Here is a 22,321-nt window from a genome sequence, read left to right on the forward strand (position 1 = left end):
CCTGTATGCGCCGTGTCCAGATGGGCCAGGCGGGCGGGCTTCGCGCAGGCTCGCCACAATCTTGTCCAGCGCCGCCTCGCGCGCCTCTGACGATCGCTGGCGCAAGGCGAACGACGGGTGGTACGTCACGACCACCAGCATGTCGTCGCACGAAACAGGTGCGCGCATCAGTTCCGACAGCGTCACGCGCTTCCGGTGCAATATCGACCCGGCGGCGGTCGCGCCCAGCGCCACGATGGTCTTGGGGCGCACCTGTGCGATTTCCCGTTCCAGCCACAAGTGGCAGGCCTCGACTTCGAGCTGCCCTGGGGTCTTGTGCATGCGGCGCTTGCCGCGCAGTTCAAACTTGAAATGCTTGACGGCATTGGTCACGTAGACGGCGCTGCGCAGCACGCCGGCCCGCGCCAACGCTTCGTCCAGTAGGCGCCCCGCGGGCCCGACAAAGGCTTCGCCCTGGAGGTCCTCGTCGTTGCCAGGTTGCTCGCCAACCAGCATCAGCGGCGCGTGCGCAGGCCCCTTGCCCGGCACGGCCTGGGTGGCGTCGTGCCAGAGGTCGCAGCGCCGGCACGCATTCAGGTGCGCCGCATCGGCAATCGGGATGTCTCGCTTCGCCGCCATGCGCAGGCCTGTACCGTCAGCTCAGGTTCAGGGTTCGCTCCGAGGGCTCCGTGGATGCCGATTGCCCGGACGCGGCCCTGTCATCGACCCCGACGTCCCGGCGGTCTTGGAGATCGTCGCGACGCTGCACGCGGATGCGGTTTTCGACATCCTGCACCCCGAACACATCATCGGCGATGTCCTCGATCAGGTGCTTTTCGTAGCGGTCCTCGACCATGCCGGACAGGGTCACGACGCCTGCCGCCACCTCGACCGACACCTCTGACACATCGACGCCATCGTGCAGGGTCAGCCGCTCGCAGATTTCGTCACGGATCAGGTCGTCTGCGCGCTGGTAGTTTTTCGGGCCGGCATGGCGCGCCGCGCCGATACGCGCGGAATTGACCGGATGCGTGGGATGCGCGCGGTAGCCGGGATCGCCGGGATACACGCGCTGGGCACCGTTGAATGACTGGCCACCGCTGTCGCTGTTGCCAAAGTACCCGGCGCCGCCATAGCCGGGTTCGTCTTGGCGCTGGTCGCGGTCGCGGTGCGCCTTCGCGCGCCAGCTTTCGGCGCCAGACGACGCACGGGACTCACGGCGCTGCGGGCCGGTATCGCGTGCCGCATCGCGCGTGGCTTCGTCACCGGCAGGGTCATGCCTGTGCCGGCGCAAAAACTCGAACATGATCCGCTCCTCATGGTTGCCGATATCGTGGCTGGCGCAAGAAGCGTGCCGTGCGCGCTGGCGCCTGCCCGGTTACTTTGGGCGCGGCGGCTTCAGGTCTTCGCCCACGGCGGGCAACCTGCCCTGCCGGCGCAATGTGACGGCCTGCGCCACGGCAGCGGCGGCATTCTCGACTTCCTTCTGCACACCCGTATCCGCGTCGAGCGCCCGGTGCGACGTGGCATAGGGCGCGTAGTACCCGATAAAGCGGTCGAGTTGTGCCTGGGGGCCCGCTTCGAGCAGTCCCATCCAGTTCAGCCAGTCGGACAGCGACCGGCGCACACCTTCGATGCCCGCCACGTCACCATGTACCACCACGCCGAACACGCGGCCCGCCAGGTGCTTGGGATAGTCCCAGCCCTGCAGTTCCAGCGCCTTGGCTTCAGGCACCTTCTTGCCATGCGTGCTGCTGGGATCGGGATTGCCGCCATCGGCACAGACCAGCCGGTCCATCATCAGCTTCAGCGGACTCGCTACCTGATACCAGTAGGTCGGCGTCACGATCAGCACGCCATGCGCGCGGGCCCAGCGCGGATAGATCTCTGCCATCCAGTCATTGACCTGCCCCAGCGAATGGTTCGGATAGCAACTGCATGGCCAGTGGCAAAGCGGCATCGCCGTGGAGACACACCCCTTGCAGGGGTGGATATGCCGGTCCGGATCGGATGTCAGCAGGCTCAGGTCGAGCGTGTCGACGGTCATCCGCAGGGCTTCCATCCTTGCCCGCGCGATGCCGGCCAGGCGCCACGATTTGGAGATCTCGCCGGGACAGGTGTAGTCATTCCTGGCCGCGCCAACCACCAGCAGCACACGCGATGGGCTGGCAGGATCGTCATGCTCGCGCTGCGCATCGCGCACGGCATCGCGCGACTGGCGCCATTCGACGGACAGGTCGTAGTCCGGATCGGCCGCTCCCGGGCCCGCCTTCTCGGTCACGGGCGCCTTGCGCCCCTCGCGGTAGGCATCCCAGGCGATGGCTTCCAGCCGGTCGATCGCGGTGTCCTCGGTCCGGAAGGCGGGGTCATAAAACCGGGCGCGAAAGCGTTCGCGGAACACCTCGCGAGACATCTGTGCCGTGACCTGCCCCTTGCGCACGTCCTGCGCGGCCTCTGCGTCGGTGTCGGGCTGCTGCTTGTCCGCCATCGTCCGGTTACTGCGGCGGCTGGCCGTTCGACGCGCTCAAGCCGCCGTCCACGGGCAGGTTCACGCCCGTGATGTAGCGCGCATCGTCGCTGGCCAGAAAGGCAATCGCCCCGGCGATATCGTCCGGCTCCGCCGTGCGTCCCAGTGCGATGCGCTCGCGAAACTTGTCTAGCAGCGCCTCGTCCTTGAACATGTCGACAGTCAGGTCGGTGCGCGTCAGCGTGGGACACACCGCGTTGATCCGCACGCCATCGCGGCCATAGTCCAGCGCCAGCGCGCGCGTCAGATTGACCACGCCGCCCTTGGCCGCGTTGTAGAAGCAGAGCTTCCAGTCGGCGCCAAGCCCCGACACCGACGCGGTATTGACGATGCAGCCCCTGGTGCGGATCAGGTGCGGCAGCGCGGCCCGTGCGCCGAAGAACACCCCGTCGAGGTCGGTCGCCATGACAGCGCGCCAATCCTCCACACTGGCTTCGGTCGCACGGCCTTCGGGCGCCACACCGGCGTTGTTGACCATGACGTCGAGTTTGCCGAAGCGATCCACTGCGGCGCGGACCAGGGCTTCCACCTGTTCGAGCTGGCTCACGTCCGTCACCTGTACGAGGCGTTGCCCGTTTGGCAAATCGCTGGCCACCCGTTCGAGCTTGTCGCGTGTGCGCCCTGCCAGCACCACGGCTGCACCCTCCGATGCAAACCTGCGTACGGCCGCAGCGCCGATGCCCGAGCCAGCACCTGTCACGATCACGACCTTGTCCTGGAACCGGTTCATGGTTTTCCTCCCTGGTGCCGACTAGCGCGCGCCACCGCCGGCGCCACCCCCCGCGCCGCCCGCGCCGCCGCCAGAGGTTCCACCCATCCCGCCGCCCGAGGTGCCGCTACCCGTGGTGCCGGTGCCCGTGGCGCCGCCCGTCGTGCCACTTCCGGCGCTGCCGCCCGGCACGCGTCCGCCCGGCGTCATGCCCGTTCCCGGTGGCAGGCCGGTCGGCGTATCGGTCCTGCCGTCGCCCGGGTTCACGCTGGAAGTACCGGGCCTGCCGGGAGAGCCCGGCGTTCCCGGTGTACCCGGTGTGCCGGGCCTGCCCACGGTACCTGGCGTCCCCGTCGTCCCAGGCATGCCCGGGGACGGCGTCGCGCTGCCATAGTTGCTGCTGTCAGTGGGCCCCGTGCCCGGCCGCGTATTCGGCGCGCCATATGGATTGCCCGAGTTCGACGGATTGGCGCGGCCGCGCTGGCCCGCCTGATTTCCGGCAGCGTTGGAGCCCGTACCGCCCGGCACCGTCGTCGCGCCGGGCGACGTCGAACCGGCGCCTCCGCTTGTGCCCCCTGCGCCAACGCCGGTGCCTGTCTGCGCATATGCGGTGCCCGTACATAGCACGACGGCTGTCATCGCGATCAACTTGCCTGGTTTCATGCCTTCTCTCCCAATCGGTGGATGAAAGATATGCACGAACCTCGCAACGGCCATGCCGGGTGACCGGCCGCCCCGGCACGCCGTGCCATCAAGCGCCCGATCCCGCGTTTGCGCCACCTGCCGTCACCCGCTGGGGCTGGCACGCATCGTCCCTGACATGTGGCGCTTGCGGTGCCGCAATAGAGAACCGCGTAGTAAAAATCTCCGCCCTGTCGTCAGATGTACGTGCAACGGCTGCATCCGTGCTCTGCGTCACGCCTTTGTGAGCTGGCACGGTCGATGCGTCGACTAAAGCCCTTCGCAACCCATGCATGAGGAGCGCAACCATGAGCGACACGACACCGGAAGGCGTGCAACTGGAGAACCCGGCCAGCCCCGAAACCAGCGCGCCGCTGACCAACCATCGCTATGGCGGCCACAGCGGCGTAAGCGACGACCATCGAAAGCGCCAATACGAGCAGGCCATGCCCGCGCATCTGGACAACGCTCCCACGCCCCGCTATTCGCCATGCGGCACGACGGAACCGGCCGGCATCGAACAGCACGGCATGTACGGCACCGCGCCGCGCCCGGCCGCGCCGCCCACGATGGCCGAATCCACCCGACCGTTGCCCGGGCCCGCTTCGCTCGGCCAGTACGACAACGTCGACATGCAGGCCATCGCGCCACGCAGCGCAATCCAGCAGCGCGAGGTGCTGGACGAGCGCCTGGCGCAGTGGGTCGATCCCGGCACCGTCAAGGCAACAATCTCGGACGGCGTCTGCGTGTTGACCGGCAACGTGCACGACGCGCAAACGAAAGCCCGGATCGGACACGTGGCGCAGGAATGCCTGCCGTCCCATGAGATCCGCAACCAGCTGGAGCTGGCCGTCGCCGGGTAAGCAGGGGCCGGGCGACGCAAGCGGCAGTCGGCGCGAGCGACATCGACGGGCACGCTTGTTGCGCCACGGTGGTTTCCGATGGCACATCACAGGAGACTGCAATGGCATCCAATCTCTCTTCCTCCCAAGGCGCCGGCATCGTCGGCTCGGGCGTGGGCGAAGGCCCCGGCCCCGAAGTCATGGCCGCGTCGAGCCTCGACGACACCAAGGTCTATGCGTCCGATGGCGAGCACGTGGGCGAGATCAAGGAGATCATGATCGACGTTCAAAGCGGGCGGGTCGCATATGCCGTGCTGACGACTGGCGGCTTTCTTGGCATTGGCGATACGCTGCATGCGATTCCCTGGAGCGCGCTGGTCATGGACACCGACGCGAAGTGCTTCCGGCTTGGAATGACCGCCGACCGCATCAAGAACGCCCCCGGCTTCAACAAGGACAGCTGGCCAAGAATGGCCGATCCGCAGTGGGCCACCACCGTCCACCAGTATTACGGCCGCGATCCCTACTGGACCAATGTGGGCGGCACCATCTGACATTCGCTACCGGATGACGCGTCGCGCCGACTGCCATCGCGCACTCGTATCACACGGGTGCGCGGCGTCGGCAGGGGCGCGTATCTACCCGCGACTGCACGCCTTACAAACCGGTGATTCAAAAGCCGGCGCGGTAGCCGCCGCAATGTCCGGGGCACCGAATGGACACCCCCGCTGATCGCCGCCGAAACATGGTGGCACTGCAGCTACGCCGGCGCGGCATCGTGGATGCGCGAGTCCTGCAAGCCATGAGCGACGTGCCGCGCGAGCAGTTCGTGCCCGTGGCGGCCACGCCCAGCGCCTACGACGATGCGCCGCTTGGCATCGGACAGGGCCAGACGATCTCCCAGCCCTATATCGTCGCCCGCATGATTGAAGCGGCGCGCCTGTCGCCCGCTGCGCGCGTGCTGGAGATCGGCACAGGGTCGGGCTATTCGGCCGCGGTGACCGCGCGCGTCGCGGCCCACGTTGTTTCTGTGGAACGGCACGGTGCGCTGGCGAACGCCGCGGCCGGACGGCTCGCGGCACTCGGCATATCGAACGTGGAGATTCACATTGCGGACGGCACGCTTGGCTGGCCCGCGGGCGCACCATACGACGCCATCATCGCCACGGCGGGAGGCCCCCGCATCCCGGACGCATGGATCGAGCAACTGGCACCGGGCGGCGCGTTGATCATGCCGCTGGGCGCCCTGCATTCGCAGCAAACGCTGGTGCGGCTCGTTCGCGAGGCCGATGGACGCCTTACGCGCGACGACCTCGGGCAAGTCATGTTCGTGCCGCTGATCGGCGAGCAAGGATGGGAGGATCCTCGCGCGGGTAACATGAGCCCCGCTGCGCGGGCGTTCGCCGATGCGGCGATCCCGCTTCCCGATATCGACGCCCCCGACTTTGCCGATTGGATCGACCGTTTCGGCGATTGCCGCGTGGTGTTGCTGGGCGAGTCATCGCACGGCACGTCGGAGTTCTATCGCGCCCGTGCTCGCGCCACGCAGCGGCTTATCGAACGGCACGGCTTTACGATCGTCGCCGTGGAGGCAGACTGGCCCGACGCCGCCTCCATCGACCGGTACGTGCGCCAGCGGCCGCCGCCTTCGGGCACCCGGGCCAGCGGCGGCATCGAAGCGTTCGCGCCGTTCTCGCGCTTTCCTACATGGATGTGGCGCAACCAGGAAGTGGCGGCGTTCGTGCAATGGCTGCGCAGCTTCAACGCGCAGCGCCCCGCGCCAGACCAGGCGGGTTTTTTTGGGCTGGACCTGTACAGCATGAAGGCATCGATGGCGTCGGTGCTGGCCTACCTCGACAGGATCGACCCCGCAGCGGCAGCCGAGGCGCGGCAACGCTATGCCTGCCTGGACCCCTGGCGGCAGCAGCCCGCCGTCTACGGTCGCGCGGTACTGTCAGGCGCATATTCGGCATGCGAAGACGCCGTGATCGCGCAGTTGCAGTCGCTGCTGGCGCAACGCATCGACTACGGCTCCCACGGCTTCGAAGACTATTTCGACGCGGCCCAGAACGCGCGGCTCGTTGCGTCGGCCGAACAGTACTATCGGCTGATGTACTACGGTGCCGCCGCCAGCTGGAACCTGCGCGACACCCACATGTTCGATGTCCTCACCCGCCTGCTCGACGCCCACGGTCAGCACGCCAAGGCGGTGGTCTGGGCTCACAACTCGCATATCGGCAATGCGGCAGCCACCGCCATGGGCACCGAGCGCCAGGAACTGAACATCGGACAACTGTGCCGCGAGCGTTTCGGAACCCGCGCGGCGTTGATCGGGCAGGACACCTATGCCGGCACCGTGGCGGCGGCCTCCGATTGGGACGGTCCGATGGAGGTCAAGCGCGTGCTGCCGGCCCGGACCGACAGCTACGGCTTCGTCGCCCATGAAGCCGGGGTGCCTCGCGCATTCGTGGATTTGCGCGGCAACGTGGCGTCCGCCAGTGCGGCGTTGCGCGCGGCCTTGATGACGCCGCGGCAGGAGCGGTTTATCGGCGTGATCTACCGTCCCGAGACCGAACTGGTCAGCCACTATGCACGCGCGGTGCTGCCAGAACAGTTCGATGGGTGGATCTGGTTCGAGGAGACCTCGGCCGTCACGCCCTTGCCCGGGGACCAGACGCCCGGCATGGGCATGCCAGAGACGTGGCCCTTCGGCCTCTAGCGCGTCCCCTGCACGCCGGCGGATGCATGGATCGCCCGACACATCGCCCAGCGTTTGAAACGTACGCGCGTGTGTCAGCTTTGCAACCAAATTGTCGGATTCCTCCGACAGCCATTTCGGAGCCCCGCGTCTGTTTCGCCTGTTGCCGGATGCCTATCGTGTCATCACGGCAAGCGCAATGACACAAGGCTGCCAGCTGCAACCCGCATCAACGATTGCCGAGCGCGGCGCGCATCGCACGCAACGACGCATCTTCCTTGGCACGCACCGCGACGTCGGTGCCGGGAGATTCTGTCGTCGCAGGCATGTCTGGCTCGCTCCCTGAACTTCAAACGGAAACGAGGTGAAAGCATGACGCAATTCAGGAAAAGGATCATTCTGGGACTGGCGCTGGCAACGACCGCCGTACTGGCGGCCTGCGGCGGTGGCGACGACGGCATCGATGACCGCATCGGCGTCAGCAAGCCGGCGGTGCGCGTGATCCATGCAGTCACGGCAGGCCCCAATGTCGACGTGCTGCAGAATGGCGCGAAGACGTCGTTGACGAACATCCCGTACAAGACAGTGTCGGGCTACTTCGACGTCTCGACGGGCAACAACCTGTTCGCCTTCAATCTGACGGGCACGTCGACGCAGATTGGCTCGGCCACCGTGGATGCTCACACAGGCCACAAGTACACCGTGATCGCCCTGCCCGGCACCACGACCGCCGACGTGGCGCAGATCGACGATCCGTATGGCAAGGGGCTGCTTGATACATCGGCGCGCGTGCGGACCTTCAATGCGTCGATCAACGCGCAGAACATCGACGTGTACCTGACCACGCCCGCGGTGGATCTGAACTCGGTGTCGCCGAACATGGCATCAGTGCAGTACAAGGCCGCCGTACCGGCATCGGGCCAGGACTCGCAATATGTGGATGGTGGCACCTATCGCCTGCGCATCACCACGGCGGGCACCAAGACCGTGATCTTCGACTCGGGCGCGCTGACCATCAGCAAGAACGCCGACTGGCTGATTACGACGATCCCGGCCGATGGCTTTGGCGCCGTGGTGCCGAACAAGATCAAGGTGCTCGTGGCACAAAGCAACACCAACAATGCGACGGCCCAGGAACTGGTGACGCAGACATCGTCGCAGTAACGCCAAACCTGCGCCGGCGCTTCCGGTAGCGACGCCCCGATGCCCTTGCGGCATCGGGGCGTTTTTCGTAGGGTTGCCACGTTTAATTTACCCGCCTGCTCCCGCCATATCGACGGCTGCTTAAAAAGTGACGCACAGCTGTCGATTCTGACCAGCATCAACCGATTCGCCGCATTCCCCCGGCTAGGCTTCGCCTGCTAACCCGCGCCGACTCTCGCATCAAGACGCATGCCGCCCGGACACCCTGTTCTGGCGCTGTCGCGCACCGATCCACAAGGCATATGAAGCTCAGTCAAACCCGCTGCGAACGTTTCTCGCATGCCCGCCCTGCCACGCGCGCCTTCCTGGCGCTCTCCCTAATCGCGGTCGCCAGCCTCACGGCATGCGGCGGCGATGGCGGCGGCGACAGCACGCCGGCCCCATCGCCCGCCCCCACCCCTACACCGACGCGCTACTCGACGCCCACCCCTCCCTTGCCGCCGGCGCCGCCCGCCGACTATGCACGCAGGTCTGTGCCGCTGGCCGGTACGCTGGAGTTCGGGCAAACAAGCATCGTCGGCCAGGAGGAAACGCGCACCGCGCCACGGCCTGCGGAGGGCCGCAGCACCTTGCTGCTGTTCACACCCGCCGCGTCGATGGCCGACACACGCAACGTCTTCGTCGAAGCCACCCTCAACGGGGTGCCCATGGGGCGCCTGTACATGAAGCGGCCGTCCACCCTGGCCGGCTATGCCGAGGACAGACTGACGGCGAGTGTCTTGCCACGCTACAGCACGCAGGCGTGGAGCGTTCAGATGCCGGGCGGCTGGATCAAGCCCAATATCAGCCTGAGCGTAGGTTTTGACGAGGTGCGAGACGACGAGAAACGCGTCTACGAGCATCGCCTGGCCGGCGCCCTGCCATCGCTGGCCGCACCATCCGAATTCCGCATCTCGCGCGCCAAGATCCTGTTGATGGAAGGCCCCGATTCGAACGCCGATACAAGGTCGGCGGAAGCCGTGGCCGACGAGCTTTACGCACGGGTGCCCTTCGCCAAGCTCAGCTTCGTCGACTATCTGCCGGCGCGCTGGGACTATTTCATCGCGCCGCGGGCCCCCGGCGGCACCGCTGTCGGTCAGCCGAGTGTACCGACGCAGATCAATACCGCTGCGCAGATCGATCCGTTCGACTACGCCAACCAGGTGACGGCGAATGCCGTACTGACGAGCCGAGCCAACCGCGGCCAGGGCCTGCGGGCAGTTGTGGAATCCTTTGCAGTAGAGTCGCAGATAACAAACCCGACGCCATTCGCTGACGCCACGGCTGTCTCGGAGGGGCGCTACCTCGACGCCAATGGCCAGTTCGCCGATCCCACTACGTCAGCTCGCGGCGGCGACTGGCAGCAGGGCTGGGCAAAGATCCGCTGGAACCACGAATGCAACAGTGAAATGACGCGTGCATTGGGCACGTCCCTCGGGCTGACCTACAACGACGTCAGCGAATCGCTCTCGTGGTCGGCCTCGGACGCACAACCTTACGACACCATCCGCGGCGTCTTCCGTACCTGGTATGCCGCAGCCGATGGTTTTGTACTGCCCCCTTCCGCCTCGGGGCTGGCCGGCCGGAACGATCCCGTCTCAGTGCGCTTTGTGTACGATCCACCGGATAGTCAAAGCTGCCACTCGCCCTACACCAATGTCACGACTGCCCGGATGCAGAACTGGCTTGACGGATCCCCGACCATCCGCAATGTCGACGGCACGCCGGGCATCTACGGCTGGAACCCTGCGACGCGCACCTACATTCCCGTCACGCCGAACTACGTGCCAGTTGGCCCCGACTGGACCGAAGGCGACCTGCAACTGGCTCCCGAACACGTAGACGTGCCCGTCGTGACGCTGATAGGGACGATTGCGGCCGACGCCCATACCGCAGCCAACCAGATCTATCCGCCAATGTACGCGGCCAGCGGCAATACCTTCGCCATGCCCGAGCTTGGCCAGGCCGCTCCCGCCTATGGCATCGGCCGATATGCGGTCAGGGTGACCTACGCGAATGGACAACAGCGTGTGTTCGCCATCTCCCAGGAACATGTCACCTACGGCCTTTTCATGTTCGCGTTCAACCTGCCGCTTGGCGACGATCCGCGTGAAGTGACGCTGTTCCGCCTGGCGACCAATTTCTCCGAAGTCCCCGCAACGAATCTGGCACTGACGGGCCACACGGCGCTCTTCACAAGGACGATCGACGCACCGTCCGCACTGCCTGCGGTAGTGACGCGCGGCGGTAATCCGCTCGTGGAAGCGCGCACGGCAATGGTGAACGGGCTTTGCACGACCGACGCTTGCGACAAGGAGAGTGTGAACGTGGCGTGGCATCCCGATGACGGCTCACAGCTCTACTTCACGGCCAGCGAGGGCGCTTACGGTGCCACGGTCGCGGACGCAAACGCCAGGATTGAGCCGATGCGCCTGTCGGTCACGATGGTGGGCCAGGATGGGACGCCCCACACGGTGGTATTCCGGGCTGTCCGCAGTGTCAACACGGCTGCCAGCGGCTTCCGCCAGACGCCAGCCAACTACTGGACGGGCTTGGAACCGCTCACGGACAACCTGCATCGTCTGGATATCTGGGCCCATGCCGACGATAATGCGGCGCTGCCAGCGGGCGAGTACAAGATGGCGGATGCCCTGAAACTGCTCGACGTCCACGCGGTGAATGGCGCCGGCACGCGGGTGGTGGACAGGGTGATGTTGAACGCCGCCTTCAAGAAGAACTAGCGTGCATGTGGCGCCCCTCGCGGGCGCCACGCAGGCGGCCCGGGATGGTGATTGTGACGCGCCGGCTATCCCGGCGGGTCCGCCTCGGTCAGTCCTTGCCGATGCCGGCCTCGTCCTTGAGCACCGCAAGGTGCGACAGGTAACTATCCAGCTCGGCGCGGCCCTGATCGGTGATCGTGTACACGCGCCCGTTGCCCTCCACCAGCTCGGCGGTAATCGCGCGGGCCATCATCAGGCTGCGCAGCACTGGCCGCAAGGCACGAATATTCTTGTCGATGCCGCGCTCGCGCAGACGCTCCATCAGGTTGAACACCGTGGAGGGGCTGGACTGCACCAGCTTGAGGATGTACAGCCGGGAAACGATCCGGTCGAGCGAAGGCGGTTTCATAGGCGCAGGTGACGCAGCCAGAGGTGCGGTAAGTCTAATCATCATGCGCAGCCCGAGACTGCTTGCGCAGCCAGGCCCTCATCGTCTTGAATGCCAAAAAAACGGGGTGCACGCAGTGGCACCCCGAAAGCTTGCTAGTGTCGCGCCGCCTGGGCGGCGCGATCGTTCAGGAACGCCACGGAGGGTTATTCTTCCTGGAACGCTTCTTCGCGCTTCGCCTTGATCGACGGCAGCGCCACCACGGCCACCAGGGCGGCTGCGGCAATCAGCAGGCCCACAGACAGCGGACGGGTGAAGAACACCGTGAACTCGCCACGCGACAGCAGCAGCGTACGGCGGAAGTTCTCTTCCATCATCGGTCCCAGCACGAAGCCCAGCAGCAGCGGTGCCGGCTCGCACTTGAGCTTCAGGAACAGGTAGCCGATCACACCAAAGGCGGCTGCCATAAACACGTCGAAGGTCTGGTTGTTGACCGAGTACACGCCGATGCAGCAGAACGTGAGGATGGCCGGATACAGGAAGCGATACGGCACGGTCAGCAGCTTCACCCAGATACCGATCATCGGCAGGTTCAGGATGATCAGCATCAGGTTGCCGATCCACATCGAGGCGATCAGGCCCCAGAACAGCGACGGGTTGCTGGTCATCACCTGCGGGCCCGGCTGGATGTTGTGGATCGTCATCGCACCCACCATCAGCGCCATCACGGCGTTCGGCGGGATACCCAGCGTCAGCAGCGGGATGAACGACGTCTGTGCCGCGGCGTTGTTGGCCGATTCCGGACCTGCCACGCCTTCGATGGCGCCCTTGCCGAACTCGTGTGCGTACTTCGAGGTCTTCTTTTCCAGCGAGTAGGCTGCAAACGAAGCCAGTGCCGCACCGCCGCCCGGCAGGATACCTAGCGCCGAACCCAGCATCGTGCCACGCAGCACGGCAGGAACCATGCGCCGGAAGTCATCCCTGGTCGGGAACAGGTTCGTCACCTTGTTCGTGAACGTCTCGCGGGCTTCCTTCTGTTCCAGGTTCGCGATGATTTCCGCGAAGCCGAACATACCCATGGCCAGCGCCACGAAGTCGATGCCGTCGGTCAGTTCAGGCACGTCGAACGAGAAGCGCGCAGCGCCCGAGTTCACATCGGTACCGATCAGACCCATCAGCAGACCCAGCACGATCATCGCCACCGCCTTCGGCAGCGAACCCGAAGCCAGCACCACGGCACCGATCAGACCCAGCACCATCAGCGAGAAGTACTCGGCGGGGCCGAACTTGAACGCCAGTTCCGACAGCGGGGTGGCGAAGGCCGCCAGGATCAGCGTGGCCACGCAACCGGCGAAGAACGAACCGAGACCGGCAGTGGCCAGCGCCACGCCGGCGCGGCCGCGCCGTGCCATCTGGTAGCCATCGATGGTGGTCACCACCGACGACGATTCACCGGGCAGGTTCACCAGGATGGCGGTGGTCGAGCCGCCGTACTGCGCGCCGTAGTAGATACCGGCCAGCATGATCAGTGCAGCGACCGGCGGCAGCGAGTACGTCACCGGCAGCAGCATGGCGATGGTGGCCAGGGGCCCGAGGCCCGGCAGCACGCCGATCAGCGTACCCAGCACACAGCCCAGGAACGCGTACGCCAGGTTCTGCAGCGTCAGTGCCGTGGAAAAGCCCAAGGCAAGGTGTTCAAACAATTCCATTTGAGGCGACTCCTTAGCCGGTGATGAAGGCAGGCCACACCGGCATCTGCAGGTTGATGCCGTACACGAACGCGCCCATGCTGATCAGCACGAGTACGACGCTGTTGAGCAGCGCGCCCTTCCAGCTGAACTCATGGCTGGCCATCGACGACACGATCACCAGCACGAACACCGACAACACCATGCCGAGCGGCTTGAGCAGCAGGCCGAACAGGACGACGGAGCCGAGAATCCACAACAGGATCTTCAGGTCCCAGCGGGCGAGCTGGTCTTGCTCACCCTTGGACGACAGGGCCCCGATCGTCACGACCGCGCCCAGCAGTGCAAGCACGAGCCCGAGCAGGAACGGAAAATATCCGGGACCCATCTTGGCGGCAGTTCCCATGGAATAGCCGCGAGCGACGAAGGAAAAGCCCAGGCCGACCAGAACGAACATCAGGCCGGAGGCAAAGTCCTTTTGGCTGCGTATGCGCAAAACGATTCTCCTCAAAGTTGTGAAAGCGGTACGCGTGGTTCACCGGCTCTGGCACGCCACGCTGCGAACGCGCGAGTGTGGACACGTTCGACGCGATGGGGCGAACGATAAAAATAGGAACTTTCAGCCGCCTTTCATTTGTCTGGGGTTTAGGGTATTTCCCGATCCCCACTTCAGCAGGTACCCGGCCTGAATACATCACATCGTGATGCAAAAGGCCTGCATCGACGACATCGATGCAAGCCAACTGAAAGGCAGAGTGGTAAGACGAATGAAAGGAAAGATTGCGCAGTGAAGCGGCCGCGCGGCGTCGGGGTGCCGCGCAGCTTTCGACTGGCTTACAGATGCATCGGGCCGCGGGCCGTGGAAATCATATGTGTTGTCATGCGGACTGCCTGATGCATGTGTGCATGCGTCTTTTTCTTCAGCGGACAGCTTCGGCGCCTGCGTCGACGTCCTCGCACGGACATCCCATGCTCGTGTCGGGCGCTTGGCCCACCGCTTCGGGTTGCGGCGTGGCGGGCAGGATATGGCTGCGCTTCCAGTTGCCGAAACGGTAGTACAGGAAGGCCAGCGCCACCGACACCACCGAACCCAGCGGAAAGCTCCACCAGATCGATTCGGCCCCGATATGACCCGCCAGCCCCCAGGCGAACGGCAGCCGGATCACCCACATCGAAATGAACAGGATGACCAGCGGCGCCATCACTGCACCGGTTGCCCGCACCGTGCCGAACACCACGATCGTGAAACCGAACAGGATGAACGACCAGAGCACCACGCGGTTGATGTGCTGGGCGATCTCGATGGCCACGCTGTCGTCGCCCAGAAAGATGCCAAGCGAATGGCGGTTGAACAGGTAGACCAGTGCCACGAGCGCGCCCGTCATCAGCACGTTGAACAGCAGGCCCACCTGCGTGATGCGCGACACGCGCGCCCACAGGCCTGCGCCCACGTTCTGCGCCACCATCGACGACACACTGGCGCCCACCGCGAGCGCCGGCATCTGCACGTAGGTCCACAGCTGCGACGCCACGCCGTATGCGGCCGTGGTCTGTGACCCGTAGCCGTTGACCAGCGACATCATCACGATGGCCGACGACGAGATCACCACCATCTGCAGGCCCATCGGCAGGCCCTTGGCCACCAGCGCCCTGAGGATGGCCGTATCGGGCTTCAGCAGCGCCAGTTGCGTCCGATGCAGCAGCAGGAAATGCTTGCGCCGGTAGAGCAGCAGGATCATCGCCACCAGGCTGGTCAGCTGTGCGATCAGCGTGGCCAGCGCGGACCCGGCAATGCCCAGCGCAGGCAGCGGCCCGACGCCGAAGATCAGCACCGGATTCAGCACCACATCGAGCACCGCCGACAGCAGCATGAAGTAGAACGGCGTGCGCGAGTCGCCGGCGCCGCGCAGCGTCATCATCACGAAGTTGTAGAAATACATGAATGGCAGCGCGACAAAGATGATGCGCAGGTAGATCACGGCCAGTGGCGCGGCATCGTGCGGCGTCTGCATCGCCGCCAGGATCTGCGGGGTGAACACGAAACCGAGCGCGGATGCCAGCACGGACATGCCCACGAAGAACGTGGTGCTGGTGCCCACCACCCGGCGCGCCTCGTCGATATCCCGTGCCCCGATGGCCTGGCCGATCATGATCGTATTGGCCATGCTGATGCCGAACACCACGCCCAGCAGAAAGAACAGGATGATGTTGGCGTTGGACGTGGCGGTCAGTGCCGCCTCGCCCAGATAGCGGCCCACCCACACTGAATTGATCGAGGCGTTCAGCGACTGGAGGATGTTGCTGCCCAGCACGGGCAGCGAGAACATCAGCAGCGTCCGGCCAATCGGGCCGGTGGTCAGTCTGGCATCGGGCTTCATAGGGGAATCTATTTTTTCCGCGCTGCAGCAAGAAAAGAGCAGCGCGGCGGGGTTGGATGAGTCGGGAGCGGGCAACGGACCCGCCAGTCTAGATGGCGGCCCGCCGCCGCGCCACCGGCATTGCGCTGACACGCCCCGGGCGATTATCGGTCACCCATGATCTCTATGCGCATTTGGCTGCGACGCGTTAAGCTTGCGGCTTTCCGACCGATCGTTCGCGGCCGCCGGCCGGCCGTCCCAACCCGTACAGGAGACACGCATGGCGTACCAGGATCTCGCCCTCTACATCGATGGAGAATTTGTCAAGGGAGGCGACCGGCGCGAGCAGGACGTCATCAACCCGGCCACCCAGGAACTGCTGGGCAAGCTGCCCCACGCCAGCAAGGCCGACCTGGACCGCGCGCTGGCCGCCGCGCAGCGTGCCTTCGAGACGTGGAAGAAAACGTCACCGCTGGAACGCTCGGCCATTCTGCGCCGCGTGGCGGAACTGACCCGCACCCGCGCCAAGGAAATCGGCCGCGACATCACGCTGGACCAGGGCAAGCCGCTGGCCGAAGCCGTGGCCGAAGTCACCATCTGCGCCGAACACGCGGAATGGCACGCCGAGGAATGCCGCCGCATCTACGGCCGCGTGATTCCACCGCGCAACCCCAATGTGCGCCAGATCGTGGTGCGCGAGCCGATCGGCGTCTGCGCCGCGTTCACGCCGTGGAATTTCCCGTTCAACCAGGCCATCCGCAAGATCGTGGCAGCCATCGGCGCCGGTTGCACGCTGATCCTGAAGGGCCCCGAGGATTCGCCCAGCGCCGTGGTGGCGCTGGCGCGCCTGTTCCACGATGCAGGCCTGCCCCCGGGCGTGCTGAACATCGTCTGGGGCGTGCCGAGCGAAGTGTCCACTTACCTGATCGAGTCGCCGATCGTACGCAAGATCTCGTTCACGGGCTCGGTGCCGGTGGGCAAGCAGCTGGCGGCCATGGCCGGCGCCCACATGAAGCGCGTGACGATGGAACTGGGTGGCCATTCGCCGGTGCTTGTGTTCGATGACGCCGACATCGAGCCGGCCGCCGAGATGCTGGCCCGCTTCAAGCTGCGCAACGCCGGCCAGGTGTGCGTGTCCCCGACGCGCTTCTACGTCCAGGAGAAGGCATATGACCGTTTCCTGGCGCGCTTTACCGAGGTGATCGGATCGATCAAGGTCGGCAACGGCCTGGACGACGGTACGCAAATGGGCCCGCTGGCGCACGAGCGCCGCATTGCCTCGATGGAACAGTTCCTGGACGATGCCAGCCATCGTGGCGGCAAGATCGTGGCCGGTGGCTCGCGCATCGGCGACAAGGGCTTCTTCTTCGCCCCCACCGTCGTGACCGACCTGCCCGACGACGCCAAGCTGATGGTGGACGAGCCGTTCGGCCCGGTCGCGCCGGTGACACGCTTCAAGGACACCGAGGAAGTACTGCGCCGCGCCAACAGCCTGCCATTTGGCCTGGCCTCGTACGTGTTCACGAACTCGCTGAAGACGGCCCACCACGTATCGAACGGCCTGGAAGCCGGCATGGTCAATATCAACCACTTCGGCATGGCGCTGTCTGAAACGCCGTTCGGCGGCATCAAGGACTCCGGCATCGGCAGCGAAGGCGGCCAGGAGACCTTCGACGGCTACCTCGTGACCAAGTTTATTACGCAGGTCTAAGCGCCGTTGCGGCCCCTCTCCCACCGGGAGAGGGGCGCCCCCGCCTTGCCGTTGCTGTTCCCCCGCCTGATGTTCACCGCCCCTGCGCCCTACGTTCCGCCCCTGGCCTTCCTGTAGTCCTCCGCATACGTCTTCCACTGCGCCAGCGACACGTCGCGTCCGTGCCGGGCCAGCCGTAGCGCCATCGACTGCCAGCGCCCGCCCGCGGCGTAATCCTGCAGTTTCTCGATCCGGTCCGCCGCCTGATGGCCGCAGCCACGCAGATGGGCCCAGGCAGCCGCGCGTGCCATGCAGGCCAGCACATCGACCAATGCCGCCTTGTCACGGCAATGCGCCAGGTCCACGCGATCGGTGGTCGGCTGCAGGCTCTTGACGACAAACGACTCGCGCCTGCCTGGCGCGACATACGACAGCAGCGCCGGCGAGGCCGCCTGCATGATTTGCTGGGTCGTCACCACGCGCTGGGCGTCGCTGCTCCAGTGCGGCTGGTGGCGCTGCAAATCCAGCCAGGCGCTGGGCGCCGCACGCTTGATATCGATAAGTCGTTGCGATGTGGGAAATTGCGTGTCGTGCGCCAGCACGACGTAGCGCTCCAGTCCCAGGCTGCCCACACCAGCCACGCGGCGGGCGGCATCTTCGGCAACAAAGCGATGACCGTGATGCTCCTGCTGCGAGTAGAGGGCGAGGATATGCGCGGCCCGTTCGCGCGCATCGCGTTCCGCACGCAGCGCCCTTCGGTCAAGATTGAGCCGCCTGCGCCCGCCACGCAGCGTGGTGCGCGCCGCCAGCAGCGCCCCGCGCCGGCGGCGCTTCACCTGCCGCAACAGCGTGGCCACCAGCCCGGTTGCCGTCGCGCGTTCGATCCAGCGCGGCTTGCCGGTGCGCAGTGTATGGGTATATTCGCCCAGCATGTTGGCGCAGGCCACGTGGGCGTCGGCTTCGGACAGCCCGTACTGGTGCGCGGCCACCAGCACGCTCGACAGCATCCGTACGGTATCCACGGTAAATGGCGCCACCAGCGCGTCATCGAAATCGTTCAGGTCGAAGTACACCAGCCCGTTGTCGCCCTTGAACGATCCGAAGTTCTCCACGTGCAGGTCGCCGCAGACATAGGTGCGGGGCGCATCCAGCCCGATCTCGGCCCGCAGCGACGCCGCGTAGAGATGGTTGGTGCCCCGGAAGAAAGCGAACGGCTCCGCCGCGATGGCGGCCAGCTTCATGGTCAGCCGGTCCGGGTCGCGGCCATGGTTGTAGAGCAGGATGCTTTCGGTGACGGCGTGCATGTGCGAGGTCCCTGGGAAACGTCGCGGCGCCCGCCGCCAGCATGGGGACGCTAGCGGAAAAACACGCCGCGGGTCAGGAAAGTGTAATCCGCTTCCGCAGCCATGAGCCATACCAGCACCAGCAGGCACAGCGGCGGCAACAGGATCGCGCAGATCAGCGCCAACCGTTCCCACGCCATGTGCATGAACACGGCAACGATCAGCCCGGCCTTGAGCAACATGAACAGCAGAAGCAGGAACCAGCGCAGGTACCCGGTCAGGTTGAAGTAGTCCACCATGTACGACATGGTGGACAGCACGAACAGCAGCAGCCACACCTTCAGGTACAGCTTGATCGAATGCGATTGCCCGCCGTGCTCCTGGGCCGGTTCGCCGTGCGGCGCCGCTTGGGTTGGTGTCGATGCCATGATGCGCCTCACCACAGGTAGAACAGCGCGAAGATGAAGACCCAGACCAGATCCACGAAGTGCCAGTACAGGCCGGCGATCTCCACGGGCTGGTAGTTCCCGCCGATGTCGTAATGGCCGCGCAGCACCTTGCTGGCGATCACCAGCAGGTAGATCACGCCACACGTCACGTGAAAGCCATGGAACCCCGTGATCATGAAGAACACGGAACCGAACTGCGCAGCGCCATGCGGGTTACCCCACGGGCGCACGCCTTCCAGGACGATGAGTTTGGTCCATTCGTATGCCTGCATGCAGACGAAGACTTCGCCCAGCCACGCCGTCACGAATATCAGCTTGGCGCAGTTCATGCGGTCGCGCCGGTAGGCGCAGTTGACCGCCATGGCCATCGTGCCACTGCTGGTGATCAGCGTGAACGTCATGATCGCAATCAGCAGCATTGGCACCTGCCGGCCGCCAATGTTCATGCCGAAAAGCTCGGCCACGTTCGGCCAGGGCACGGTGGTGGCGATCCGCACGGTCATGTAGCCGGTCAGGAAGCAGCTGAAGACGAAGGTGTCGGACAGCAGGAAGATCCACATCATTGCCTTGCCCCACGACACCTTGAACGCGCGCTGGTCCGAAGACCAGTCGGCGACCAGGCCGCGCAGGCCGCCCGGCGGATGATCGTGCGGCGACGCCGCCGGGGTGGAGAGTTGCGAACTCATCGGTGTACCTCCCTCATCCCCGGCCGCAGATGTAGTTGACGAGCTCGGGTGTCAACCACGCCAGCGCGGCCAGCAGTACGATCCATACGCCCAGCAGAAAATGCCAGTACCGGGCGCAAAGACCGATGCGCACCTGCGTGCGCATGCCGCTGCCGCGATCGAACGCCACGAATGCAAAGGCAACGAGCCCGCCAATCATGTGAAGACCGTGCATGGCCGTCAGCAGGTAGAAAAAGCTGCCGGCCGGATTGCTGGCCGGCACGACATGCGCGGCATACAGCGCCGCCCACCCCCAAAGCTGCGACCCCACGAACGCCAGCGCGCCAAGTCCGCCCAGCCGCAGCGCGCCGCGCGCGCGCGCCATCCGCCCTGCCGTGGCCGCGCGCGATGCCACCGCCATCGCCACGCTGGCCATCGCAAGCAGGCCCGTTGAGAGCCAGACCTGCCACGGCAAGGCAATCCGATGCCAGTCCGGGCTGTCCATGCGCATGACGTAGGCCGCCAGGAACAGCGTGAACAACGCGGCCACCACGCCCATGAATACCCACAGCCCCGTGCTGCCCGGTGCACGCTGGCCGTGGCCGTGCATGGCGTCGCCGCCCGCGCCACTGCCGGGCGAATCGGGCGATACGCGGAAAACGCCGGCTCCCGAACCGGCCGTCATCGGATCGGCATTCATGCCACGGCTCCCCGGCTGGGATACGGCTCGGGCTCGCCACCCCCGGCATCGGGCGGCGCGTTCTGCGCGATAAAGTCTTCGCTGGCGCCCGGCACGCTGTACGCATAGGCCCAGCGGTACACCACGGGCAGATGCGGCCCCCAGTTGCCATGCACGGGAGGCGTCTGCGGCGTCTGCCATTCCAGCGACGCCGCGCGCCAGGGATTGGGGCCCGACACCCGTCCGCGGCGCACGCTCCAGAACAGGTTGAAGACGAACAGCAGCTGGGCCGTCGCCACCACGAAGGCCGCGATCGAGATGTACATGTTCATCGTATGCGCCGATTCCGGAATGAAGCTGTAGTTGTCCCAGGCGTAGTAGCGGCGCGGCATGCCCATGATGCCCAGGTAGTGCATCGGGAAGAAGATCGCATAGGTGCCCACGAACGTCACCCAGAAATGGATCCTGCCCATGGTGTCGTTGAGCATGCGCCCGGTCACCTTCGGATACCAGTGGTAGATGCCGCCGAACACCACCAGGATCGGCGACACGCCCATCACCATATGGAAGTGCGCTACCACGAAATAGGTGTTGGACAGCGGTATGTCGACGCTGACGTTGCCAAGGAACAGCCCCGTCAGGCCGCCGATCACGAAGGTGCTGATGAACGCGATGGCGAACAGCATTGGCACCGAGAAATGAATGTCGCCCCGCCACAGCGTGATGACCCAGTTGTACACCTTGATGGCCGTTGGCACGGCGATGATCAGCGTGGTCGTGGCGAAGAAGAAGCCGAAGTACGGATTCATGCCGCTTACGAACATGTGGTGCGCCCAGACCACCACGGACAGCAGGCCGATCGCCAGGATGGCCCAGACCATCGTCCGGTAGCCGAAGATGCTCTTGCGCGAATGCACGCTGACCAGGTCGGAGACGATGCCGAACGCCGGCAGCGCCACGATATACACCTCGGGATGGCCGAAGAACCAGAACAGGTGCTGGAACAGCAACGGGCTGCCGCCCTTGTAGTTGAGCTGCTGGCCCATCGATACCATGGCCGGCATGAAAAAGCTGGTGCCCAGCGTCTTGTCGAGCAGCATCATCACCCCGGAGACGAACAGCGCGGGGAATGCCAGCAGCGCCAGGATGGTGGCCATGAAGATGCCCCACACGGCCAGCGGCATGCGCAACATCGTCATGCCCTCGGTACGCGCCTGCAGCACGGTGGTCACGTAGTTCAGCCCGCCCATCGTGGCGGCGACGATGAAGATCAGCAGCGACACCAGCATCAGGATGATGCCCCAGTCATGCCCCGGCGTGCCCGGCAGGATCGCCTGCGGCGGATACAGCGTCCAGCCCGCGCCCGTGGGCCCGCCGGGCACGAAGAAGCTGGCCAGCAGCACGATCACCGACAGGAAGTAGACCCAGAAGCTGAGCATGTTCAGGAACGGGAACACCATGTCGCGCGCGCCCACCATCAGCGGGATCAGGTAATTGCCGAAGCCGCCCAGGAACAGTGCCGTCAGCAGGTAGATCACCATGATCATGCCGTGCATGGTGACGAACTGGTAATAGCGGTTGGCATCGATGAACTCGAACTTCCCCGGAAACCCCAGCTGCATGCGCATCAGGTTCGACAGCGCCACGCCGACCAGCCCCACGAAGATGGCCACCAGCGTGTATTGCACGGCAATCACCTTGTGGTCCTGGCTCCAGACGTAACGCGTCCAGAAGCTCTGCGGACCGTGATGGGTGGCGTCGTCGGCATAGGCCATCGCATCCTC

The 22,321-nt window shown here is 65.4% G+C and carries 19 protein-coding genes and 1 pseudogene; 6 read left to right on the forward strand and 14 right to left on the reverse strand.

Annotation, left to right across the window (positions count from 1 at the left end; genetic code table 11):
- Positions 1-36 precede the first annotated feature (36 nt).
- The 5 genes and pseudogenes from D9X30_RS04865 to D9X30_RS04885 form a co-directional block, all read right to left on the reverse strand.
- A pseudogene (locus D9X30_RS04865) lies at positions 37-618 on the reverse strand (UdgX family uracil-DNA binding protein); the annotation flags it as partial.
- Positions 619-634: 16 nt separating this feature from the next.
- Entirely contained in the window at positions 635-1,285 is a 651-nt protein-coding gene (locus D9X30_RS04870; RefSeq protein ID WP_153949213.1) for a BON domain-containing protein, read from the reverse strand.
- A 72-nt stretch (positions 1,286-1,357) separates the two neighbouring features.
- Entirely contained in the window at positions 1,358-2,467 is a 1,110-nt protein-coding gene (locus D9X30_RS04875; RefSeq protein ID WP_153949212.1) for a flavodoxin family protein, read from the reverse strand.
- Positions 2,468-2,474: 7 nt separating this feature from the next.
- Positions 2,475-3,236 carry a meso-2,3-butanediol dehydrogenase gene (gene budC, locus D9X30_RS04880; RefSeq protein WP_153949211.1) on the reverse strand — a complete coding sequence of 254 codons (762 nt, stop codon included), beginning with the start codon at positions 3,234-3,236 and terminating at the stop codon, positions 2,475-2,477.
- Positions 3,237-3,257: 21 nt separating this feature from the next.
- Entirely contained in the window at positions 3,258-3,878 is a 621-nt protein-coding gene (locus D9X30_RS04885) for a hypothetical protein (protein WP_153949210.1), read from the reverse strand.
- 326 nt (positions 3,879-4,204) lie between these two features.
- Between D9X30_RS04885 and D9X30_RS04890 the strand changes: the two genes are divergently transcribed.
- The 5 genes from D9X30_RS04890 (at position 4,205) to D9X30_RS04910 (ending at position 11,359) form a co-directional block, all read left to right on the forward strand.
- Complete coding sequence (locus D9X30_RS04890) at positions 4,205-4,759, forward strand: BON domain-containing protein (RefSeq protein ID WP_153949209.1); 555 nt, start codon at positions 4,205-4,207, stop codon at positions 4,757-4,759.
- Positions 4,760-4,860: 101 nt separating this feature from the next.
- Positions 4,861-5,292, forward strand: a complete 432-nt coding sequence (locus D9X30_RS04895) for a PRC-barrel domain-containing protein (RefSeq protein ID WP_153949208.1) — start codon at positions 4,861-4,863, stop codon at positions 5,290-5,292.
- A 161-nt stretch (positions 5,293-5,453) separates the two neighbouring features.
- Positions 5,454-7,457 (forward strand): protein-L-isoaspartate(D-aspartate) O-methyltransferase, encoded by a 2,004-nt coding sequence (locus D9X30_RS04900; protein WP_153949207.1) that lies wholly within the window; start codon positions 5,454-5,456, stop codon positions 7,455-7,457.
- Between the two features lie 351 nt (positions 7,458-7,808).
- A complete protein-coding gene (locus D9X30_RS04905) occupies positions 7,809-8,600 on the forward strand; it encodes a DUF4397 domain-containing protein (RefSeq protein ID WP_153949206.1) in 792 nt (263 codons plus the stop codon).
- A 281-nt stretch (positions 8,601-8,881) separates the two neighbouring features.
- Positions 8,882-11,359 carry a TagA domain-containing protein gene (locus D9X30_RS04910; protein WP_153949205.1) on the forward strand — a complete coding sequence of 826 codons (2,478 nt, stop codon included), beginning with the start codon at positions 8,882-8,884 and terminating at the stop codon, positions 11,357-11,359.
- Positions 11,360-11,447: 88 nt separating this feature from the next.
- Here the strand turns inward: D9X30_RS04910 and D9X30_RS04915 are convergent, their stop codons facing one another.
- The 4 genes from D9X30_RS04915 to D9X30_RS04930 form a co-directional block, all read right to left on the reverse strand.
- A complete protein-coding gene (locus D9X30_RS04915; protein ID WP_153949204.1) occupies positions 11,448-11,747 on the reverse strand; it encodes a helix-turn-helix transcriptional regulator in 300 nt (99 codons plus the stop codon).
- 185 nt (positions 11,748-11,932) lie between these two features.
- Entirely contained in the window at positions 11,933-13,435 is a 1,503-nt protein-coding gene (locus D9X30_RS04920) for a tripartite tricarboxylate transporter permease (protein ID WP_153949203.1), read from the reverse strand.
- Between the two features lie 13 nt (positions 13,436-13,448).
- The gene (locus D9X30_RS04925) at positions 13,449-13,910 is read right to left on the reverse strand and encodes a tripartite tricarboxylate transporter TctB family protein (protein ID WP_153949202.1); all 462 of its coding nucleotides are present in this window, start codon (positions 13,908-13,910) and stop codon (positions 13,449-13,451) included.
- Between the two features lie 424 nt (positions 13,911-14,334).
- Entirely contained in the window at positions 14,335-15,792 is a 1,458-nt protein-coding gene (locus D9X30_RS04930; RefSeq protein WP_153949201.1) for an MATE family efflux transporter, read from the reverse strand.
- 259 nt (positions 15,793-16,051) lie between these two features.
- Here D9X30_RS04930 and D9X30_RS04935 point away from each other — a divergent pair, with 259 nt between their 5' ends.
- The gene (locus D9X30_RS04935) at positions 16,052-17,482 is read left to right on the forward strand and encodes an NAD-dependent succinate-semialdehyde dehydrogenase (RefSeq protein ID WP_153949200.1); all 1,431 of its coding nucleotides are present in this window, start codon (positions 16,052-16,054) and stop codon (positions 17,480-17,482) included.
- Between the two features lie 89 nt (positions 17,483-17,571).
- On the opposite strand, the gene D9X30_RS04940 is transcribed toward D9X30_RS04935, so the two are convergent.
- The 5 genes from D9X30_RS04940 to ctaD are packed head-to-tail and all read right to left on the reverse strand — an operon-like array spanning position 17,572 to position 22,312.
- Complete coding sequence (locus D9X30_RS04940; RefSeq protein ID WP_153949199.1) at positions 17,572-18,765, reverse strand: DUF2252 family protein; 1,194 nt, start codon at positions 18,763-18,765, stop codon at positions 17,572-17,574.
- 50 nt (positions 18,766-18,815) lie between these two features.
- Entirely contained in the window at positions 18,816-19,172 is a 357-nt protein-coding gene (locus D9X30_RS04945) for a cytochrome C oxidase subunit IV family protein (protein ID WP_153949198.1), read from the reverse strand.
- A gap of 8 nt (positions 19,173-19,180) precedes the next feature.
- Positions 19,181-19,879, reverse strand: a complete 699-nt coding sequence (locus tag D9X30_RS04950; protein WP_153949197.1) for a heme-copper oxidase subunit III family protein — start codon at positions 19,877-19,879, stop codon at positions 19,181-19,183.
- Positions 19,880-19,892: 13 nt separating this feature from the next.
- Entirely contained in the window at positions 19,893-20,558 is a 666-nt protein-coding gene (locus D9X30_RS04955) for a cytochrome c oxidase subunit 3 (protein ID WP_153949196.1), read from the reverse strand.
- On the reverse strand, positions 20,555-22,312 hold the full coding sequence (gene ctaD / locus D9X30_RS04960; RefSeq protein ID WP_153949195.1) for a cytochrome c oxidase subunit I: 1,758 nt from the start codon (positions 22,310-22,312) through the stop codon (positions 20,555-20,557). Before ctaD ends, D9X30_RS04955 begins: the two co-directional genes overlap by 4 nt.
- Between the last annotated feature and the right edge of the window lie 9 nt (positions 22,313-22,321).

The sequence above is a fragment of the Cupriavidus sp. U2 genome (assembly GCF_009663685.2).
GTDB classification, from domain to species: Bacteria; Pseudomonadota; Gammaproteobacteria; order Burkholderiales; family Burkholderiaceae; genus Cupriavidus; species Cupriavidus necator_C.

Bases quoted from the DNA above. Each gene is read 5' to 3' on its own strand.
- D9X30_RS04895 (WP_153949208.1), top strand. From the start codon at position 4,861: ATGGCATCCAATCTCTCTTCCTCCCAAGGCGCCGGCATCGTCGGCTCG.
- budC (WP_153949211.1), bottom strand. From the start codon at position 3,236: ATGAACCGGTTCCAGGACAAGGTCGTGATCGTGACAGGTGCTGGCTCG.
- D9X30_RS04875 (WP_153949212.1), bottom strand. From the start codon at position 2,467: ATGGCGGACAAGCAGCAGCCCGACACCGACGCAGAGGCCGCGCAGGAC.
- D9X30_RS04890 (WP_153949209.1), top strand. From the start codon at position 4,205: ATGAGCGACACGACACCGGAAGGCGTGCAACTGGAGAACCCGGCCAGC.
- D9X30_RS04935 (WP_153949200.1), top strand. From the start codon at position 16,052: ATGGCGTACCAGGATCTCGCCCTCTACATCGATGGAGAATTTGTCAAG.
- D9X30_RS04910 (WP_153949205.1), top strand. From the start codon at position 8,882: ATGAAGCTCAGTCAAACCCGCTGCGAACGTTTCTCGCATGCCCGCCCT.
- D9X30_RS04930 (WP_153949201.1), bottom strand. From the start codon at position 15,792: ATGAAGCCCGATGCCAGACTGACCACCGGCCCGATTGGCCGGACGCTG.
- D9X30_RS04955 (WP_153949196.1), bottom strand. From the start codon at position 20,558: ATGAATGCCGATCCGATGACGGCCGGTTCGGGAGCCGGCGTTTTCCGC.
- D9X30_RS04945 (WP_153949198.1), bottom strand. From the start codon at position 19,172: ATGGCATCGACACCAACCCAAGCGGCGCCGCACGGCGAACCGGCCCAG.
- D9X30_RS04885 (WP_153949210.1), bottom strand. From the start codon at position 3,878: ATGAAACCAGGCAAGTTGATCGCGATGACAGCCGTCGTGCTATGTACG.
- D9X30_RS04940 (WP_153949199.1), bottom strand. From the start codon at position 18,765: ATGCACGCCGTCACCGAAAGCATCCTGCTCTACAACCATGGCCGCGAC.
- ctaD (WP_153949195.1), bottom strand. From the start codon at position 22,312: ATGGCCTATGCCGACGACGCCACCCATCACGGTCCGCAGAGCTTCTGG.
- D9X30_RS04870 (WP_153949213.1), bottom strand. From the start codon at position 1,285: ATGTTCGAGTTTTTGCGCCGGCACAGGCATGACCCTGCCGGTGACGAA.
- D9X30_RS04900 (WP_153949207.1), top strand. From the start codon at position 5,454: ATGGACACCCCCGCTGATCGCCGCCGAAACATGGTGGCACTGCAGCTA.
- D9X30_RS04920 (WP_153949203.1), bottom strand. From the start codon at position 13,435: ATGGAATTGTTTGAACACCTTGCCTTGGGCTTTTCCACGGCACTGACG.
- D9X30_RS04905 (WP_153949206.1), top strand. From the start codon at position 7,809: ATGACGCAATTCAGGAAAAGGATCATTCTGGGACTGGCGCTGGCAACG.
- D9X30_RS04950 (WP_153949197.1), bottom strand. From the start codon at position 19,879: ATGAGTTCGCAACTCTCCACCCCGGCGGCGTCGCCGCACGATCATCCG.
- D9X30_RS04915 (WP_153949204.1), bottom strand. From the start codon at position 11,747: ATGAAACCGCCTTCGCTCGACCGGATCGTTTCCCGGCTGTACATCCTC.